The organism is Acinetobacter sp. 2JN-4 (assembly GCF_003687745.1).
In the GTDB taxonomy this organism is placed as follows: domain Bacteria; phylum Pseudomonadota; class Gammaproteobacteria; order Pseudomonadales; family Moraxellaceae; genus Acinetobacter; species Acinetobacter halotolerans.
Window position 1 is genome coordinate 251,472 of sequence record NZ_RDNY01000003.1, and the last position, 18,307, is coordinate 269,778.

Consider the following 18,307-nt stretch of genomic DNA (forward strand, 5'->3'; position numbering starts at 1 on the left):
AAAATGAACCGATGTATGTTTGAATAACACAACTTCAAAATGATCTACAAGTTGTGTTATTACAAGCATCTACAAAACTGATGGCAACAGGTATTCATGATTATCCAGAATGGCATCATGGTCGGGTCAAATATGGTTTGTGGTATATCGAAATCAATCAGCCTGAACTGATTGAATATCTAGAACAATTACAACAAGCATTTTCAGATCTGCTGATTCCTTCGAATCAGCGCCAATATCACATCACATTGTTTGTTGCAGGCTTTTTAACTGCACATATACCTAACTTTGATGATGATTTTGAAATGAGCAAACTTAATCGACAAATCAAAAACCTAGAAGCGTTACAACTTGATTGTTTGGAACTTGAAGTGACTGGCATTGATAGCTTTAGCAGTGCTTTATTTTTACAAATTCATGATAAACAAAATATTTTATCTAAAATCCGTCAGCAATTGTCTCTAAGCTCAACGGAAATTGCGGCGCCAGAATATTGTCCCCATATTACTTTAGGCCTTTACCGCAAAGCATGGAATAGTGAACTGATACTTGAACGTATTCAAAAATTGCAACCCCAAAAGTTTAAAATTCAGGTACGACATTTAACTTTCGGTTATTATAAAGCACAGATTTTACAAGGATTACTTTATCCTTATTATCGGCTTAGTTTAGGTTAAATATGTTGCAACTGATTTTGGGTGGGGCACGTTCAGGAAAGAGTCGCTTAGCTGAACAAACAGCGAAAGCAACTGGTCTAGCTGTTGTCTATGTTGCAACAGCGCAAGCCTTAGATGAAGAAATGCAGCAGCGAATAGAGCACCATCAGCAACAACGCCCAATGGAGTGGAAACTTTGTGAAGAACCGATCTTTCTCGCTGAGAAATTATTGCAACTGGATCAAGAAAATCAGTTGATTTTGGTTGATTGTCTGACTTTATGGTTGACGAATTTATTGCTGCACGATGATACTGAATTGCAGCAACAACAAACTGCAAAATTTTTAGATGTATTACCCAAATTAAAATCAACAATCATTCTCGTGAGCAATGAAACGGGGCTTGGAGTCGTGCCGATGGGTGAAATTAGTCGTCGTTTTGTCGATGAAGCAGGGCGTTTACATCAAGCTTTGGGGCAATTCGCTCATAAAGTTGTGTTTTGCGTGGCAGGATTTCCAATGATTTTAAAAGATGAGAAATAGCATGACAGAATCTGTTCAATGGTGGTTGGAGCCTGTTAAACATTCCGATATGAATGCAAAATTGCAAGCTGAACAACGTCAACTGCAATTAACCAAACCGACTGGCGCATTAGGTGATCTCGAACAGATTGCGATTACCTTAGCTGGATTGCAAGCCACAGTACATCCACAAATTAAAACACCTTGGATTAGTATTTTTGCAGGGGATCATGGTGTGGTTGCAGAAAATATTTCTGCTTATCCTCAAGCAGTGACACGCCAAATGCTACAGAACTTTGCATCAGGTGGCGCTGCTATTAGTGTGATTGCCAAGTATCATCACGCTCATTTACAGGTGATAGATTGTGGCACAGTGGGTGAGGCATATGATTATGTGGGTGTTGAACGTCATTGTATTCGTGCTGGCACAGCAAATTTTGCTAAACAAGCAGCGATGACGGAACACGAGTGCGCCACTGCTTTACGGTTAGGTAAAGAGAGTGTCGAGCGTGCACAATCAAAAGCCGCAGATGTTTTTATTGCTGGAGAAATGGGTATAGGCAATACCTGTTCAGCCTCAGCGCTCGCCTGTCTTTTATTGAATGAAAGTGCTGAACAATTGACGGGGGTAGGTACAGGTATCACCAATCAACAATTGCTACATAAGATCAACGTCATTGATCAAGCTGTAAAATTACACAAGTCTTATGTCGCTGATGATGCAATAAAAATCTTAGCGGCAGTCGGTGGACTTGAAATTGCTGCGATGACAGGTGCTTATGTACGTTGTGCACAGCTTGGTTTACCGATTATCGTGGATGGATTTATTAGTTCTGTGGCTGCTTTATGTGCGGTTGGTATTCAACCCAAAGTAAGAGAATGGATGCTATTCGGACATCAGTCTGCTGAATATGGTCATCAACGTGTATTAAAACAATTGAATGCTCAACCGATTCTAAACATGAATTTACGTTTAGGTGAAGGAAGCGGTGCGGGTGCAGCATTGTCAATGATTCAACTCGCTTGTGTGCTACATAATCAGATGGCAACATTTGCAGAAGCGGCAGTTTCGGGGGATAAAGTTGCAGATTGATCTTCTGCGCCATGGTGAAACGACATTAAGCCATACGTTGCGTGGGCACCTTGATGATGAGTTAACTGAACGAGGTTGGTTGCAGATGCAAACAACCATTCAACAACATCTAGATCAGCACAAGCATTGGGATGTTATTTTTAGTTCACCTTTGCAACGATGTAGTCTATTCGCTGAAAACTTGGCGAAACAATTAGACTTAGCTTTCATTATTAACCCGCACATCAAAGAAATGTATTTTGGCGATTGGGAAGGTATTCCAACACAAACGATTTATGAGACATCGCCTGAATTGTTGGCAAATTTTTGGCAATTTCCAACCCAATTCCAAGCTCCGGATGGTGAGCCTTTAGCGCGATTCCAACAGCGACTTTTGGTTGGTTTCAAACAAATTCATCAGCAAATGCAGGACAATAACTGGAAAACTGCTTTGATTGTTACGCACGGTGGGGTAATAAAGTTACTAACCTGTTTAGCAAGACAATATGACTTAAATGAATTGTTAAAAATGCCTGCTGAGCTTGGAAAACTGTATCGATTAGAGTTGCTTAAAGGTGAAAGTGAGATTGGTTTTATGGAAAATTCACTTATTACTTAGCTTAGAAATACGATTGTATTTAAATTTTTTTACTAAATGGTGTAATAGAACTGTCATTGCTCCTGTCTATGATACATGGCACTTCTTTATCTATAAGCAAAAAATTCATGAATATATTATTTAAAAGCAGTGTGTTATGCGCAAGCATATTGTTGGTTGCATGTAACAATGATGATCATCAACAATCACAAACAACGCCTGAAAATAATACGCCATCAAAATATTATCAAACTAAAACACCTTATCAACCTTTACAAGATCTAAAAAAATATGAGCCAATTCCACAAGGCTTCCAAGCGGTTTTTACTGAATTAGTTGCACGTCATGGTTCTCGGGGCTTATCGAGTATCAAATATGATTTAGCACTTTATAACTTATGGAAACAAGCAAAGGCTGAAAATGCATTAACACCTCTTGGTGAAAAACTCGGTGCAGATCTAGAAAGCATGATGAAAGCAAATATTCTGTTAGGCTATGGTGTAGAAGGTATTCGCCAGTTTGGTTATGGCAATGAAAGTTTGACAGGGATATTAGAGCATAGGGGAATTGCTGACCGTTTATTGCAACGATTGCCTGAATTATTTAAAACAACCGCAAATCAACAAACATCTATTTTAGTACAGAGCTCCGGTGTTGACCGTGCCGTAGATAGCGCTAAGTTTTTTACTGATGAACTTATTCAACAAAACCATAAGCTTAAAGATAAAATCACACCAATTTCTTATACTGGCCTAGCCAGTGAAAGTGTGCCAACAGTTGAAGATGGTGGTGTAGATCGCTTCAAGCTTTATTTCCATAAGTTAACGGCAGATCAAGATTTGGCTCAATCTTTATCTGAGCAAGAAAAAGCTGTTTATGATGCGAGCCAGGCTTATCAGAAATTTGCCGAAGAAGATCATGATTTAGCTCAAAAACTGAAAGAGCTGGCAGGTGATATAGGTGCTGAAAAGGTTGCAATGCAAGTGCTTAGACCAATTTTCAAAGCTGAGTTTATTCAAAAACTAGGGACGACTGAGACTTATACCTTTAGCAATAATGGTTCATATAGCGTAGTTGCACCGAATGGTGAAACCATTACTGAAAAAGGCAAGGGTAAAAATAGCATTACTAGTGCTGTGGATGCAGCCGCTTATTTATATGAGCTTTATTCAATCATGGGAGGTATGCAGAGTGAACTCAAAGGTGTCGATTTTGATAAATATATGCCTGAAGATGCGGCAAAATTCTATGCAGAATTTAATGATGCCAATGATTTCTATGAAAAAGGTCCAAGCTTTAGCGAGTCGAATCAAGTTACCAGTGCAATTGCTCAGGGATTGAAACAAGATCTGTTTAAGCAGGTCGATGCAGTCGTAGATAAACAACAATCACATCGTGCAGTTTTACGCTTTGCGCATGCTGAAATCATTATTCCGCTTGCGACGACTTTTGAGTTGCATAACATGATGCAAACTTTGCCATTACGCCAAACCTATAACTATACAAATAGTGCATGGAGAGGTGAATTGGTATCGCCTATGGCGGCCAATTTACAGTGGGATATTTATCAAAATGCTCAAGAAAGTACCTTAGTCAAAATGCTCTACAATGAAAAAGAAACCTTGTTCAAACCTTCATGTAACTATGCACGATATCACGCAAACAGTTTTTATTATGATTATTTAAAACTTAAGCAATGCTATCAAATTCAATAATCTAACTTCATAATTTCTTAGGATGGGAATAGGCTTGCTATTCCCATTTTTATTTCTTCATAATGGGTGAATAAAAGATATAGCTTGGCTGAGATTTCTAGCATGACACCTTTTTGGATTGCCTTGCAATTTTTAACTGTTTTACCGATTCAATTAAAAAATATGCCAACCGCACAGCAAAATGCACAAGCCATTTTGTTTTATCCTTTCATTGGACTATTGATTGGTTTAGTTTTATTTGCATGTTCAATATTGCTATTCAAACTGCCAACCTTATTGCTGGCAAGTATTATCCTCGTATTGTGGATTTGGCTGACTGGCGGATTACATTTAGATGGATTAGCAGATACCGCAGATGCATGGGTCGGTGGTTTCGGTGATCCTGAACGTACACTTAAAATTATGAAAGACCCAGCATGTGGGCCTATCGGTGTTTTAAGTTTGATCATGCTTTGTTTGCTTAAATTTGTCGCTATTTATGTGTTATTAGAACAACAATTATCTACGATTTTTATTATTGTCCCTGCAATTGGGCGAAGTGCGGCTTTATTTCTTTTCCTAAGTACAAGCTATGTGCGAAAACAAGGTTTAGGACGTTCTATTGCTGATCTGATACCCAAAATGATGACATGGATAGTGTTTGTAATTACATTGTCATTTCTTTGTGTGTTTGGATGGTCTGGCATTATCTGTTTAGCAATATTTTTACTGCTGCTGTTTTATCTACGTGCGAAGTTCATTGAAAGAATTGGTGGGATTACGGGTGATACGATTGGTGCTTCGATTGAGTTATCAGAGATGGGTGTTTTGATCAGTTTTCTGATTACATTTTTCTATCTGTCTTAGACTCATGAAATTGAATCTCGATAGATATTGATCCTCTCATTGTTCGTGAGAGGATCAAAAAACATTATCTTTTTTTACGGTAGGCACAGAAGCCTAGTATCACCAAAATAGCAATCAATGCAGCGATTAAACCTAATAAGATATCACGAACAATTTTATCAATCGGTAACCAACTCCACTTATGCAAATAAGTAAAACTTTTGCCTTCGAGTGCATCCTGTGCCGTGACTTTTGTCGCGATTACACCGCTACTTGGCTCGATATAGAGTCGTAATTGATCGTTTAAATGGGTATCAATTTTAATCACTGGAAGACGCTTATTGATAAAGCCGTATTCCCCGCTAAAGCTGGTAATCCATGAACTTTGCCCAATTCTTTCTATCGGTACATTGAGATAATCGGCAGCGAGCTGTTTACTTTGCTCAAGCACGTCAACGGGTTTGGCTTGTTCAGCATCAATCCATTGGATCGCAGGTGTCTGATTTTTACTCTGACCATGATGATCATGTTCATTGGCTGCGGTCATACTGCCTTGCATGTCTTTTTTGCCGATGAGTTGAATCATCCACGCAGCCCGTGTTTGATCGTGATCGAATGAGATAGGTACTAGGTGTAAACGTTGAATCGGCTGAGCAGTTGCAAGTTGCCATGAAGCTTGGTTCAGATCCTGTGTATTAAAAATCGGTTGAATATTTTCGATCTCTGGTTTCTTTTGCCAAAGATGGTAAAAACCACTGCTCACCCAAAGTAAAATAAATACACTCAGACTGATACCTAAATAGCGATGTAGAAATCGAACTGGTTTCTGACGTAAACGATGGTTTTTTCGGTTATGAATTTTGAAAAACAGTCCGATTCCCATGCAAGTGATTGCCAGTATGCCAATTAGGGCGAGCTGCATCAAAATAGTTTGACCAAACCATTGCTGATTATTCCACGTCCATGTATGACCTAAGCGGAAAATCCGTGCCATCCACATCTTTTGATCATTTGAAATCGTGGCAAGTCGTGCATGACTAGGATCAACATAGGCACGTAAACCTTGATCAAAATCAACACGCCAGATTGGCAACAAGCGATTTACACTCGGATAATCATCACTAAATTCTGTAACCAGTTGCGTGGAAACAATATGCTCCTCAGCAAGACCTGTATACCAAACAGCTAAACGTTTGGCATCTTGTGATTCTGCATTTTCAATACGATGACCTGAATGCGCATCATAGTATTCAGCAATATTTTGGTCTGTGCCCAATACCCGATATGCCGTTTGATCGGCATTTATTTGAATGGTTTGAAGTGCAGAAAATTGCTTGATCTGATTTTGCTCTAAGACCATTTTTGCTAGTAAAGCATTGTTTAAATCTAGTTGTTGTGGTGGAGGCATTCGTTTCAAAGGCTGCGGTTGTGTTGCACTCATAATTGGATGCAACACACCTGTTAAAGCCCAAAATAGAACCAAAATGCCCAACACCATTCCAAAGCTACGATGAAATCTCAGTAGCTTTTTGAGTTGGTTGGCATTCATGGCTTATTTCCCAAAATGATAGCGTAACCCTAATAAATAGGTACGCGGTGCGGCAGGGGTAAAGCTCGCTTGGTTATTACTAAATGAGGTACTTTCAGCATAATGCGCGTCTGCGGCATTGATGATATGACCATAGATTTCATATGCATTACGGCGGTAGGTTGCACGTAGATTTAATACCGTATGCCCATCGTATTTTTCGGTATTGGCATCATTGATCCAGTATGATCCGACGTAGACACCTTCAGCGGACAACAACAACTCAGGAATGGGTTTAATTTGGTATTCAACAGTACCAAAAGCTTTTGGTGAGCTAGGCATACGATTGCCATTATAATTTAAGCTTGCCGATGGCTGAAATTGCTTAAATTCATGTTTCGCCCAACTTCCGGATAGTTTCAAGCGTTGATCGTATTGATCCGTAATATTCCACGTTCCACCAATTTCAATGCCTTGATGCTGTGTTTTACCTGCATTACGTGGTTCGCGGGTATTGTCAGGTTTAGTATAATTAATGACTTCATCCTCTCCATCTAAGCGATAAAGCGTAATTTCACCATCTAAACGTTCATCGAATAGTTTAAAGCGTATGCCAAGATCAATATTATTAAAGGTTGCCTCTGATAAATTTGGTGTTACTAAGTTTGCACCGTATAAACTGCTTACTTCTGGTGGTACAAAACCTTGTGACCAGTTGCTATAGATATCCAATAGCGGATGTGCATTCCAAATAAAGCCAAGTTGTGGGCTGGCTTTATGGAAGCGACGTGTTTCGTTCGGTGCACCCGTAACATTTGATGGAGTTAAATTATTCCGATAGTCATATTTAATCCAGTCGTAGCGAGCACCAGCGACTAGATTTAAATTATCGAATGTTTGCCAATTGACTTGGGTGTAAATAGCTTGGTTATCGACATCAACATTGAAGTCACGTAATAATTTTCGTGGTTTAAAACCTGTATAAATACGTGTTTCCGGATCACGAAATACTTCAATATCATTAGTTTTGGCTTTGTTTGGCGTATGTTCTGCCATCGTACCGACAATCCACTTCACCTGATCAAAGTTTGTGGCGTGTTGCAAATTTAGACCATAAGATTTGAACTGATTATAAGTGGTTTGGCCCGTATAAGTCCCTGTAGGCACACCATTTCGCATATCAGTACGAATGCTATAACTTGGATTTTGTTCAGTGGTGTTGTCTCTATAATATATGGTTGCTTGAGTTTGATTGATCTCATTCCAAGCATGGCTAATCTGTGAAGATAAACGGGTGGAATCGACTTCACGATAGGTAAATGTCTGGTAACTATAACCCGGACGTTCACTAAAATCTTTGCCGTTCAGGCTTCCAGTCATGTCGGCTTTTAGGTGATTATAGCTCGCGATATTTTTGATTTGTGTGGCATCAGAAATGTGCCAATCATGCCGAAAGGTGAGACTTTGTTTATTACTTTCGGCGTGATCTTGCCAGCTGTCACCACGATCACTTGCATAGCCAGATAAACGTAGACCATGTTCACCAGATTCAGTATCAAATGTATTTGAAGCACCTAGATCCAGACGGCGATAACCTTCCGTACTAGAAAGTATACCAATTTCGGCAGTTGGTGTTGCGCTTGGTGCTTTAGTTAGAAAGTTAATCGTGCCACCAATGGCATTACTTCCATATAAGCTACTGGCTGGACCACGTAAGATTTCAATACGATCAATTCCGGCAAGATTAAGTTCATAAAGTGCATTGTGATTAAACACCCCAACAGGTCGAACTGAAATACCATCTTCTAAATACTGATAAACTGCTGCTGTGGTCATCGGCTGTCGAATTGACATCATATGTTGTTCATTACCCAAGTCATTCATCAATACCCCAGGGGTTTGATTGACCAATTGCCCAATAAAAGTGGCATTTTTATCGGCTAATGTTTGGTTGCTAATTTGGCTAATCGCAGCAGGGGTATTATTGAGAGATTCACCTTCACGACTTGCTGTAACCACAATAGTCGCTAAGGTTTTGGTATCTTGTGCAGGATTTTCTTCAGCAATTGCCAATGAACTGTAAGTAACAGACAGGCACGCAGCCGTTAAGACTGACAAACGAAAATAAGTCGTCATTTTGAAAACTCTATAAAAGCATTAAACGAGCTGTATCGCAGTGATGAACTGGATACGTATGTAAAAGTTTGCGATTTATAGAGCGACTGGCGGAGCTTGTTTAAGGGGGAAAATATAGAAAATACGTGGAATATACAGATCCTGTGTCCACGCATGGCACAAACAGCGTACACGACTAAACCAAGCCAATAAGAAAATGATAATCAAGCCAAGCAATGGAATAATTGCAGCTGCATCTAAACCATAGGTACACAGTGGGCAATGCTTCATGATTTGGCTAGCAAGTGCATAGACTTGTTGTGCATATTCACTGAGTTGTGAACCGTGTTGAGCATGATCAAGGTGATGATTATGCTGCTGCATCGTATGGTGATGATGTTCACTATGATTGTTGTTGTGTACTTGTGCCGATAATAGTGTGACTTTTTGAATTTCTGTGACTTGGCAATGTGATGGCATTGCATAAAGTGTAGGTACGACGCCCGTATGTACCATGGTTGGTAACAAGATATGCCAGAGTAAACAAAGCAAAGTTATCGTACCCAATAAGGTACGCCACTTGTGCATATGTTGACGGAAACTGGGCTTCATATCGGCGATACGTCGCAGGAGGAATGTGGCAGCAGTATAATTAAAAAAATGTTACAGTTCAAAACATATTAAACACTTGATCAGATGAAATAATGAAAAATTACAGTTTAGATTTCCCTGATGATTTTGATTTAGAAGAGAGGATATGGGAGGCTAAAGGATGGATTACATTAACAATAACTTATAAGAATCAAAATTTTGAATTAAACTTTTATGATCCTGTTCGCTTGATGCAAACGATAAATGATGACTTACATTCGCAACAGTACTTTTTAGAACAGAATCTGATTGTTATACCAAATATTAATCGACTAAATATAGAGAACGTAATTCAAGATTTGGTTAATCATGATAAATTCATAGAGATTTTAAAAATAAAAACAGGCTCATGAGAGCCTGTTTTTGATCTATTCAAAGATTAACGATTTGGTAAAACGTCTTTTAACGCTTCATGCATTTCTAATAATGCTTTTTCAGTGGTTTCCCAATCAATACAGCCATCTGTTACAGATTGACCATATACGAGGTCACACAGATTTTCAGGGATGTCTTGACGTCCACCTTTTAAGTGACTCTCAACCATGATACCCACGATTGATTTGTTGCCATCAAGAATTTGCTCTGTGATGTTTTTCAAAACCAATGGTTGTAAATACGGGTCTTTGTTTGAGTTAGCATGACTAGTGTCAATCATGATTTTGGTGCTGACTTTAGCTTTGGCTAAAGCTGCTTCAGCTTCAGCAACTGAAGTTGCATCATAGTTCGGCTTGCCATTACCACCACGTAAAACCACATGCGCGTATGGATTACCTTTGGTATTGATGATTGCAACTTGACCACTTTCATTTAAGCCTAAGAAACTGTGACCATGTTTTACTGATTGCATCGCATTGGTTGCAACTGTTAAGCCACCATCAGTACCATTTTTGAAACCTACAGGTGAAGATAAGCCCGAAGACATTTCACGATGTGTTTGGCTTTCTGTAGTACGTGCACCAATTGCAGACCAAGAAATTAAGTCTTGATAGTATTGAGGAGAGTTTGGATCAAGTGCTTCAGTGGCACATGGTAAGCCTTTTTCATTCAATTCAAGCAAAAGACCACGACCAATATGCAAGCCTTTTTCAATATTGAAAGAGTCATTCATATCAGGATCGTTAATCAAACCTTTCCAGCCCACAGTCGTACGTGGCTTTTCAAAGTAAACACGCATCACGATATATAAAGTGTCTTTTACTTTTTCACTGAGCACTTTCAAGCGATCTGCGTATTCATGCGCAGCTTTGGTATCGTGAATAGAACAAGGCCCGATCACGACAAACAAGCGCTTATCATTACCATCTAAAATATTACGAACCGTGTTACGCCCATTAAGTACAGTTCGGTAGGCAACTTCTGATAAAGGAAGGTCACTTTTAAGTTCTGCTGGAGTAATCAAAGTCTGAATGCTTTTAATGTTAACGTCGTCGATATCTGGCTGAGAAACTGGATTTGACTGTAGAGTATTCATTGCTGTCACAAATTCAATCGAAAGAAGAGGTTAATTTGTCTACGAATATAGCACGAAAAGCCGATTGATTAACTAGCGATTCGCATCATTTATGTATAAACAATCGGCTATTTAACACTTAAACTATTGTTGTAGAATGAGTTGTTTGCTGAATCAGAACCACTTGGGTTGTTTCAACAGGTTTCGGTTTCTCTTTTACAGGGTTAATAATGAAATTTATACCCAATGCAAATAGCGTGATTCCTAAGATTTTGCGAATAAATCTTTCAGGTAAATGTGAACTGATCAATGTTCCCACAATAATCGCAGGAATAGAACCGACCAATAGCCACATCAACAAGCTAAAGTCGACATTACCAGAAGACATATGACTTAAACCAGCGACAGCAGTCAGCAATACGGCATGCACCACATCAGAACCAATGATACGAATCATCGGTAAGTTGGGGAACATGATCACTAACGCCATGATGCCAAAAGCACCTGCACCGACAGAAGAGAGTGTTACCAATACACCTAGAATAATGCCCATAAACACAATATATCGGCGTTTATGCTGTAGGGCATGTTGTTCGCTTTCCATATTTGCTTGTTCACGATTTCTAAAGCGATCGAAGAACTTTTCAATTCGAGCACGGAAAACGATTGAGATACCTGTCAAAGTCAACATCACCCCTAAAACCATAGTCAGAATAGGTTTGTAATGTGTTGATTGACTGAGGTAATGTTCTAGCACCCAAGAGGTAGCAAAGGAAGCCGGTATACTACCTAAAGAGAGCCAAAGGACTATAGGCCACACAATATTGAGTTTTTTGGCATGAACCAATGAACCACAAAATTTTGAAATTGAGGCGTAGAGTAAATCTGTACCGATGGCAATATGCGGTTCAATCTTAAATAAACTGATTAAAATCGGTGTCATCAATGAACCACCGCCGACGCCCGTGATTCCAACACAGAAACCAACTAGTACACCCGCTAAAATAAATTCCATTGGACCAAACATCGACAATATGCCTAAATTATGCAAAAACAGCATATCTTATTTCTTTTTTAGTTAACTCGTTGTGATGAATAATGATTTACTTATGCAAAAAAAAGATAAAGAAGTGTGCTTATTGCGTGTTTTGTCACCAACAGTGGTCATAATTGAGTTACTTATGAGGGATATCTACTCTCTTTAGAGCCTATTTTTTATTGGGATTAAGCTCGTTGACCCATAAGATCAAGAAGAAGGTTACAGGCGTTGCAAAGATCCACCATCCTACAAAACCGATTGAAGACCCGTAGATTAAACACAGCAAGGCACCTGCCAAGAAAAAACAGAAAAAAGCACACATTCTTAGCTGTAATCGAAAGAGCTGTATGAATGGTTGACGCTTCGGTTTAATTTTGCGGATCGCTTTATCACTGCATTGATATAATAACGTCATGCCTAAGCCAATCAGGAGAAGTGCAAATAACATCATTTTTTTATCTCTTGTCGGTCAAGTTTCGCTTTCAATTTACTGTGTGCTTTAGCTTGAATAGGTTGAATATTTCGATAAATAAATACAGCAAAGAGTGCACAAGCGATCAGAAATAAATCAATCCGCAAAAATGGCCAATAGCTCTGTAGATCTGCAATGAGTTGATGTTGAGTTAGATAAAGCAAGTTATATATAGGCAAAGCAATTGCGAGCAGTCCAAAAATGAAAATTTGGGATTTCCATAAATATTGTTGTTTCGTGATGAGGGCAACTATAAAGCTCAATCCCCAAACAGAGAAGAATGTAAAAATCTCATAATTCGGTGTGGTTTCTGTTAGATGTACCAGCCGGTTGGCAAAAAGGTAGCTTAGCATCGCAATCGGTAAGCCAACAAATGCAGCAACATTCAAACGATCAACCAAGTAGTAGCCAAAATGGAACTGATTTGATTTATTTTGAATCTGACGTTTTAAGCTCCACAACAACAAACCCGAAGCAATCATTAAACAACCAAGAAGTCCTGACAGGAAAAAAGCGAATCGCAGCGCAGGCTGTGCAAAAGTTGCCATATGCAGGCCATAAACACCAAAGTTTAGGGTCGCTACCGCACTATTGTTTCGAGTATCTGCAAGAATTTTACCTGCGCCGTCAAAGCTAATTTGTGCTTGATTTAAGGTGATTGATCGATCTTCCAATTGTTTAAATATAATGATTGCTTGATCTGTATTTAGATTTTTTGCTTCGATGGTTGCAAGTGCTTGATCTCCCCATTGTTGCCGTACTTGGGTGAGGAGGGTTGCAATTGAAACTGTTTCAACAGGTTTAGGTGCTGCATTACTGTTATTACTTTGGCTCACTGTTCTGATTTCGGTGAAATATTGATATGGATTTTCTGGATATAGTTTCTTCATTCCTAAGGGTAGATAGAGATAAAAGAATATCGCTAAACCTGTAAAAGTAATGGTGAGAAAAAAAGGTAATGCCACAACAGATGACACATTATGAAAATCCAGCCAAGAGCGTTGTGATTTAAAGGTTCTAAAGGTGAAAAAATCAGTAATAATTTTTTTGTGGGTAATAATGCCTGAAACCAAAGCAACCAACATGATAAATGCGGCCAAACACGCGATCAGTCGCCCGATGAGGATCGGCATCCCATAAAGTTGGTAATGGAAACGATAGAAAAATTCGCCACCTTGTGTTGCTGATAATTTTAATTCTTGCCCAGTGTTAATATCTAAGTTACGACTTTCATAGCCACCGTCTGCTTTTTCCCAATAAATTTTATTTACAGGCTGCTCAGGATTGGCAATGCCGATATACCATGACTTAGCATCTGCCGCATTTTTTTCTAAATAATCAGTCGCAGTACCTATCGCCACATCTTGAGTCACTTGATATTGTGCAAGTTGCGGCTGCATCCACAAATTTACGTGATGACGATAATACGAACTCGTTCCCATCAAAAAAATGGCAAACAAAAGCCATCCAAATACCAAGCCAGTCCAAGCATGTAACCATGCCATCGATTGGCGGACGCCTTTATTTTGCATTTTAATTTAAACCCACAGATAAGCCAAACAAGAGTCCCACCAAAACCAAACTGAGCAATGTCAATTTCAACAATGAGTTGAAACAAAATCCAAAAATAACAAAGAGTAAATAAAACAAAATCGAGATAAATGCCGCGATAAAAATCGCTTCTGCTTTATCTAGAAAATAGCTGAAGAGTGTCGTTAGGCTTAAACTCAAATACATCATTGCTAAGTAGCCAAGCACGAATATAAATGTAAAGCGATAGAACACACTCAGTCGGTAGGCAAATGTTGGAGAAGTGGATTTAGCCATAAATGTACTTAGAAATAGCAGAGGGAGAGAAAATCACACATGTAAATGATTCTTGTTTATATTAATGTTTATATACAACTCAAGCAATTGCTGATTTATCGCAAATCCAGATGCTCATTCACCCAATTAATGATTTATTAGATTAAAATGATCTTCACTAATCATGAACAAATTACATTGTTTGCTGTGATTCGATGTAAAATCATTCTGTTAGAATCTTTTAAACTTTTGAATGGGGCGTTAGTCTTGTTAAAGCAAAAACTAAAAATTGGCATTGTAGTGGGGGAAGTTTCTGGAGACACGCTGGGTGTAAAACTCATGCGCAGTTTTCGTGAACAAGGTATTGATGCTGAATTTGAAGGGATTGGTGGTCCACAAATGATTGCCGAGGGTTTCCATAGTTTTTATCCAATGGAAATCTTATCGGTTATGGGTATTGTTGAAGTTTTAAAGGACCTAAAAAAACTCTTTGCTGTACGTGATGGCTTAGTTGAGCGTTGGACTGAACAACCCGTAGATATTTTTATTGGGATAGATGCACCAGATTTTAATTTAAGGTTATCAAAAACCATAAAAGAAAAGAATTTGCCGATAAAAACTGTTCAATATGTGAGCCCATCAGTGTGGGCATGGCGTCAAGGACGTGTCCATAGCATCAAGCGAAGTATTGATTTAGTACTGTGTTTATTCCCATTTGAAAAAACCTTTTATGAAAACTATGCTGTTGCAGCGGCCTTTGTTGGTCATCCATTGGCAAAGCAGTTGCCTTTAAAAAATCCAATTATAGAAGCAAAACATCAGCTTGGTTTATCTGCAGATAAAATGCATATTGCGCTATTGCCGGGCAGTCGTCGCGGTGAAATTGAACGTTTATTGCCTTTACTCACTGGTGCAGCCGAAATCTTACATCGGAAACATCCTGAGCTTGAGTTTTTGATCCCAGCGATTAACGATGCAAGAAAACAGCAGATTGGGCAAGGTATCCAAAACTTGGATATCAGCTTAAAAGCCAAGATTCATGTTTTAGAAAATACCGATAATGAATCAAAGATCGGCCGTATGGTGATGAGTGCCAGTGATATTGTGGCACTTGCATCAGGCACAGCCACACTTGAGGCGATGTTGCTGCATCGTCCAATGGTGACTTTTTATAAACTGCATTGGCTTACTTATATGATTGCCAAGTTTCTCGTCAAAATTCCATATTACGCATTGCCCAATATTATTGCGGGTAAAAAGGTCATCGAAGAATTGATCCAATCCGATGCAACGCCAAAACAGCTTGCGACTGAGATTGAAAAATTGATGGATCATGAAACGGCACATATTCAAATGATGCAACACTTGAGTATGCATAAGCAGTTGATCTCTGGAAATACTGAAGACCCAGTGCAATCCATTTTGAAATGCTTAGAAGCTGAGTAAAAAGAATGAAAAGGTGGCTTAGATGCCACCTTTTTACTTATGCACGAAGGATGAGTTCATACCCCGTATATTTACGGATATTGATCACGCCAATATCCAGCAATAAATACTGACCTTTGATGCCTTGTAAAACGCCACGAATTTTTGGGGTTTTATCGAGGTTCAATGATTTTATCTTTTCAGGATAATGATCAACAGGGTAAATAAACTCACGTTGAGCTTCGTTTTCTAAAAATTCTAAGCCTTCATCAAACTCAAGATTTTGATTAAACTCTTCACGAATGCTTTGAATTTTTGGTGCAAACTCTTCAATGATTTGATCACGTTGCTCAATCAAATTTAAAGGTTCTGCTTCACCTTTAAGTAACTTTCGCCAATCCGTCTTATCTGCAACTTGACTGGCAATCAGCGTCTCTAAATGACCAGATAAACGGCGAGAACCAACTTTCATGATCGGCAGTGCTTGAGTCGCACCTTGGTCTAACCATCGTGTTGGCATATTGACGATACGTGTAATCCCAATTTTAAGCGCACTTGAATTTGCCAAATAAACAATATGTGGTTGGAAACACACATTATGTGCAAAATCGTTTTCACGACAAGTTCCAAGATGATAGTGGCAAGTTTCAGGCTTCATAATACACAAATCACATTCTGCCTTGGTCTTGAAACATTTAAAACAATGACCTTGGGAATAGGATTTAGGTGTTTTAGCACCACATGATGTACAGAAAATATTGCCTGTCCATTCGATCTCTAGTTCTTGGCCCAACACAAATGGCAGATCAGTTTCTGAACGATCCAATATAAATTTATATTCAACATTTGCCTTGTGTATTGGTTGATCAGTTACACTATGCGTTTTGAGCGCTGCATGCATTTTATGACAAATGCCTTGTAGTTCCATTAATAAACTCTCATCTTTCTCAATCAAGGGTTGCAGTTATGGCTGAACAAAATGTCATCACTTCTATGCTAGACGATTTATCTAAAGAACAGCCCATACATACTGCACTTTGTATTGGTCAACAGATTGACCAAAATGCGTCCATTCAATGGCATTATTTTAACGTAACTGACTTTCTAAGTCTGCCATTTACGCAGCGCTATGATTTAGGTTTTGTATTTTTTAATACCGTAGAGATGCAAAACGTCAGCCAAACACAAAAAGCGCAGTTGCTTGTCAAATTGCGTGATTTAATGGCAAAACGTATCGTAGTCGTGAGTCAGTTAGATGATGAAAGATTACTTCGTTCGCTAGGCTTTACTCAATTGATCGACAAGACCACACATGAAAACGATTTTGCTTTGTGGCAATTTAATATTTTGACCTATAAACATGTGCCTGATTGGTTTAATTCCAAGTTTTGGGCGAATCCAGAAAACTGGAATAAATTCCGCTGGTAAATCTAAAAAAGTCTCCGTTTTTAAAGACAGAGATTTAGACTAGGTTAACTGCAAGCCCTTGCAAAATTTAACAATTCAATTTTGTTCTGAGCTTTCAAAGCAGCGTATGCTTTTGGAATAAATAATTCCAAAAGGAACGTGTAAGCCATGACAGATTTAAGCAATATTGTTGAAATGTTAGCAAAACAAGCTTTAGGCGGTCAGCAACAATCAGGACAAGGCGGTTTGGGTGGCATACTTGGATCAGTACTGAGCCAAGTTGGAGGACAACAACAAAATACGCAAAACCAACAAGGTGGTTTGGGTGGCGTTTTAGGTTCGGTACTTGGCCAATTGAGTGGTGGAACAACTTCGTCTAACCGTAGTAATCCGCAAAGTCTTCTTATCGTTGTATTGCCATTGGTGCTTGCTTGGATTCAAAAACAAGGTGGCTTACAAGGTGCACTGGATAAACTTAAAAATGCGGGTTTAGCCAATCAAGTACAGAGTTGGGTTGATCCTAATCAGCCAAATAATACCGATATACCGACTCAAAATATGCAGAGTTTGTTTGATGACCAAGATGTTGAGCAAGTTGCACAGCAAACACAGGCCCCAAAACAAGCGATTTATGGCGCGATCGCATCAGTTTTACCACAAGTGATTGATTCTTTAACCCCACAAGGTTCAAGTACAAGTCCACAAGAAGCGAATAATGATATTCAAAATGTTTTGAATATTGTGAGTGGATTTTTAAAGAAATAATTCATAAGTGTAATAAAAACAAGAAATAAAGCTCATGTAAATATGGGCTTTATTTCTTTTATAATTTAAATCGCATGTTAATTAAATGAAACCCTTAGATGTAAAGCTAATTAAAAATGAATCAAACAAAACTCTTTTGAAATTTTTATGGTATTCGTTTATTTCAATTGTTTTCATGAATTTAGTAGCAACGATTTTTCTATTCTCTAAATGAAAAAAGGGCATAGAGCCCTTTTTTACTGATTAGGAAATAATCTTCAAA

The 18,307-nt window shown here is 38.6% G+C and carries 19 protein-coding genes; 10 read left to right on the forward strand and 9 right to left on the reverse strand.

Annotation, left to right across the window (positions count from 1 at the left end; translation table 11 throughout):
- Positions 1–53: 53 nt before the first annotated feature.
- From EAH57_RS06365 to EAH57_RS06390, 6 genes are all read left to right on the forward strand, one after another.
- Positions 54–677, forward strand: coding sequence for a 2'-5' RNA ligase family protein (locus tag EAH57_RS06365; protein ID WP_171407393.1), 624 nt, complete (start codon positions 54–56; stop codon positions 675–677).
- Between the two features lie 2 nt (positions 678–679).
- Positions 680–1,198: a bifunctional adenosylcobinamide kinase/adenosylcobinamide-phosphate guanylyltransferase gene (cobU, locus tag EAH57_RS06370; RefSeq protein ID WP_121929316.1), complete on the forward strand. Its 519-nt coding sequence runs from the start codon at positions 680–682 to the stop codon at positions 1,196–1,198.
- Position 1,199: 1 nt separating this feature from the next.
- Positions 1,200–2,270: a nicotinate-nucleotide--dimethylbenzimidazole phosphoribosyltransferase gene (gene cobT / locus EAH57_RS06375; protein WP_121929317.1), complete on the forward strand. Its 1,071-nt coding sequence runs from the start codon at positions 1,200–1,202 to the stop codon at positions 2,268–2,270.
- Positions 2,260–2,868, forward strand: a complete 609-nt coding sequence (locus tag EAH57_RS06380; RefSeq protein ID WP_121929318.1) for a histidine phosphatase family protein — start codon at positions 2,260–2,262, stop codon at positions 2,866–2,868. The genes cobT and EAH57_RS06380 overlap by 11 nt, the downstream gene beginning before the upstream one ends.
- A gap of 107 nt (positions 2,869–2,975) precedes the next feature.
- Positions 2,976–4,562: a histidine-type phosphatase gene (locus EAH57_RS06385; RefSeq protein WP_121929319.1), complete on the forward strand. Its 1,587-nt coding sequence runs from the start codon at positions 2,976–2,978 to the stop codon at positions 4,560–4,562.
- A 102-nt stretch (positions 4,563–4,664) separates the two neighbouring features.
- A complete protein-coding gene (locus tag EAH57_RS06390; RefSeq protein WP_121929320.1) occupies positions 4,665–5,408 on the forward strand; it encodes an adenosylcobinamide-GDP ribazoletransferase in 744 nt (247 codons plus the stop codon).
- Between the two features lie 64 nt (positions 5,409–5,472).
- Here the strand turns inward: EAH57_RS06390 and EAH57_RS06395 are convergent, their stop codons facing one another.
- The 3 genes from EAH57_RS06395 to EAH57_RS06405 all read right to left on the reverse strand — a co-directional run bounded on the left by EAH57_RS06395 (position 5,473) and on the right by EAH57_RS06405 (position 9,642).
- A complete protein-coding gene (locus tag EAH57_RS06395; RefSeq protein ID WP_121929321.1) occupies positions 5,473–6,936 on the reverse strand; it encodes a PepSY domain-containing protein in 1,464 nt (487 codons plus the stop codon).
- Positions 6,937–6,939: 3 nt separating this feature from the next.
- Entirely contained in the window at positions 6,940–9,051 is a 2,112-nt protein-coding gene (locus EAH57_RS06400; protein ID WP_121929322.1) for a TonB-dependent receptor, read from the reverse strand.
- A 75-nt stretch (positions 9,052–9,126) separates the two neighbouring features.
- Positions 9,127–9,642 carry a hypothetical protein gene (locus tag EAH57_RS06405; protein ID WP_121929323.1) on the reverse strand — a complete coding sequence of 172 codons (516 nt, stop codon included), beginning with the start codon at positions 9,640–9,642 and terminating at the stop codon, positions 9,127–9,129.
- 92 nt (positions 9,643–9,734) lie between these two features.
- On the opposite strand from EAH57_RS06405, the gene EAH57_RS06410 reads away from it, so the two are divergent.
- Positions 9,735–10,034: a hypothetical protein gene (locus EAH57_RS06410; RefSeq protein ID WP_121929324.1), complete on the forward strand. Its 300-nt coding sequence runs from the start codon at positions 9,735–9,737 to the stop codon at positions 10,032–10,034.
- A gap of 26 nt (positions 10,035–10,060) precedes the next feature.
- Here the strand turns inward: EAH57_RS06410 and EAH57_RS06415 are convergent, their stop codons facing one another.
- The 5 genes from EAH57_RS06415 to EAH57_RS06435 form a co-directional block, all read right to left on the reverse strand.
- A complete protein-coding gene (locus EAH57_RS06415) occupies positions 10,061–11,152 on the reverse strand; it encodes a 3-deoxy-7-phosphoheptulonate synthase (protein WP_004671025.1) in 1,092 nt (363 codons plus the stop codon).
- A gap of 118 nt (positions 11,153–11,270) precedes the next feature.
- Positions 11,271–12,158: a sulfite exporter TauE/SafE family protein gene (locus EAH57_RS06420; RefSeq protein ID WP_121929325.1), complete on the reverse strand. Its 888-nt coding sequence runs from the start codon at positions 12,156–12,158 to the stop codon at positions 11,271–11,273.
- 181 nt (positions 12,159–12,339) lie between these two features.
- Complete coding sequence (locus EAH57_RS16105; protein WP_121929326.1) at positions 12,340–12,621, reverse strand: DUF1634 domain-containing protein; 282 nt, start codon at positions 12,619–12,621, stop codon at positions 12,340–12,342.
- The gene (locus tag EAH57_RS06430; protein WP_121929327.1) at positions 12,618–14,174 is read right to left on the reverse strand and encodes a PepSY-associated TM helix domain-containing protein; all 1,557 of its coding nucleotides are present in this window, start codon (positions 14,172–14,174) and stop codon (positions 12,618–12,620) included. The genes EAH57_RS16105 and EAH57_RS06430 overlap by 4 nt, the downstream gene beginning before the upstream one ends.
- Position 14,175: 1 nt before the next feature.
- Positions 14,176–14,469 carry a hypothetical protein gene (locus EAH57_RS06435; RefSeq protein ID WP_121929328.1) on the reverse strand — a complete coding sequence of 98 codons (294 nt, stop codon included), beginning with the start codon at positions 14,467–14,469 and terminating at the stop codon, positions 14,176–14,178.
- Positions 14,470–14,715: 246 nt separating this feature from the next.
- Between EAH57_RS06435 and lpxB the strand changes: the two genes are divergently transcribed.
- Positions 14,716–15,894 (forward strand): lipid-A-disaccharide synthase, encoded by a 1,179-nt coding sequence (lpxB, locus tag EAH57_RS06440; protein ID WP_171407394.1) that lies wholly within the window; start codon positions 14,716–14,718, stop codon positions 15,892–15,894.
- Between the two features lie 37 nt (positions 15,895–15,931).
- Here lpxB and EAH57_RS06445 read toward each other — a convergent pair whose 3' ends face one another.
- Complete coding sequence (locus EAH57_RS06445) at positions 15,932–16,801, reverse strand: DUF2797 domain-containing protein (RefSeq protein ID WP_121929330.1); 870 nt, start codon at positions 16,799–16,801, stop codon at positions 15,932–15,934.
- Positions 16,802–16,839: 38 nt separating this feature from the next.
- On the opposite strand from EAH57_RS06445, the gene EAH57_RS06450 reads away from it, so the two are divergent.
- Both EAH57_RS06450 and EAH57_RS06455 read left to right on the forward strand, forming a co-directional pair.
- Positions 16,840–17,301, forward strand: a complete 462-nt coding sequence (locus tag EAH57_RS06450) for a DUF6231 family protein (protein WP_121929331.1) — start codon at positions 16,840–16,842, stop codon at positions 17,299–17,301.
- Between the two features lie 147 nt (positions 17,302–17,448).
- Entirely contained in the window at positions 17,449–18,045 is a 597-nt protein-coding gene (locus EAH57_RS06455) for a YidB family protein (RefSeq protein WP_121929332.1), read from the forward strand.
- Positions 18,046–18,307: the final 262 nt, after the last annotated feature.

What these genes read in the sequence shown, in the direction of transcription:
- cobU (WP_121929316.1), top strand. Translation starts at nt 680, where the DNA reads ATGTTGCAACTGATTTTGGGTGGGGCACGTTCAGGAAAGAGTCGCTTA.
- cobT (WP_121929317.1), top strand. Translation starts at nt 1,200, where the DNA reads ATGACAGAATCTGTTCAATGGTGGTTGGAGCCTGTTAAACATTCCGAT.
- EAH57_RS06385 (WP_121929319.1), top strand. Translation starts at nt 2,976, where the DNA reads ATGAATATATTATTTAAAAGCAGTGTGTTATGCGCAAGCATATTGTTG.
- EAH57_RS06390 (WP_121929320.1), top strand. Translation starts at nt 4,665, where the DNA reads ATGACACCTTTTTGGATTGCCTTGCAATTTTTAACTGTTTTACCGATT.
- EAH57_RS06395 (WP_121929321.1), bottom strand. Translation starts at nt 6,936, where the DNA reads ATGAATGCCAACCAACTCAAAAAGCTACTGAGATTTCATCGTAGCTTT.
- EAH57_RS06400 (WP_121929322.1), bottom strand. Translation starts at nt 9,051, where the DNA reads ATGACGACTTATTTTCGTTTGTCAGTCTTAACGGCTGCGTGCCTGTCT.
- EAH57_RS06405 (WP_121929323.1), bottom strand. Translation starts at nt 9,642, where the DNA reads ATGAAGCCCAGTTTCCGTCAACATATGCACAAGTGGCGTACCTTATTG.
- EAH57_RS06410 (WP_121929324.1), top strand. Translation starts at nt 9,735, where the DNA reads ATGAAAAATTACAGTTTAGATTTCCCTGATGATTTTGATTTAGAAGAG.
- EAH57_RS06415 (WP_004671025.1), bottom strand. Translation starts at nt 11,152, where the DNA reads ATGAATACTCTACAGTCAAATCCAGTTTCTCAGCCAGATATCGACGAC.
- EAH57_RS06420 (WP_121929325.1), bottom strand. Translation starts at nt 12,158, where the DNA reads ATGTTTGGTCCAATGGAATTTATTTTAGCGGGTGTACTAGTTGGTTTC.
- EAH57_RS16105 (WP_121929326.1), bottom strand. Translation starts at nt 12,621, where the DNA reads ATGATGTTATTTGCACTTCTCCTGATTGGCTTAGGCATGACGTTATTA.
- EAH57_RS06430 (WP_121929327.1), bottom strand. Translation starts at nt 14,174, where the DNA reads ATGCAAAATAAAGGCGTCCGCCAATCGATGGCATGGTTACATGCTTGG.
- EAH57_RS06435 (WP_121929328.1), bottom strand. Translation starts at nt 14,469, where the DNA reads ATGGCTAAATCCACTTCTCCAACATTTGCCTACCGACTGAGTGTGTTC.
- EAH57_RS06445 (WP_121929330.1), bottom strand. Translation starts at nt 16,801, where the DNA reads ATGGAACTACAAGGCATTTGTCATAAAATGCATGCAGCGCTCAAAACG.
- EAH57_RS06450 (WP_121929331.1), top strand. Translation starts at nt 16,840, where the DNA reads ATGGCTGAACAAAATGTCATCACTTCTATGCTAGACGATTTATCTAAA.
- EAH57_RS06455 (WP_121929332.1), top strand. Translation starts at nt 17,449, where the DNA reads ATGACAGATTTAAGCAATATTGTTGAAATGTTAGCAAAACAAGCTTTA.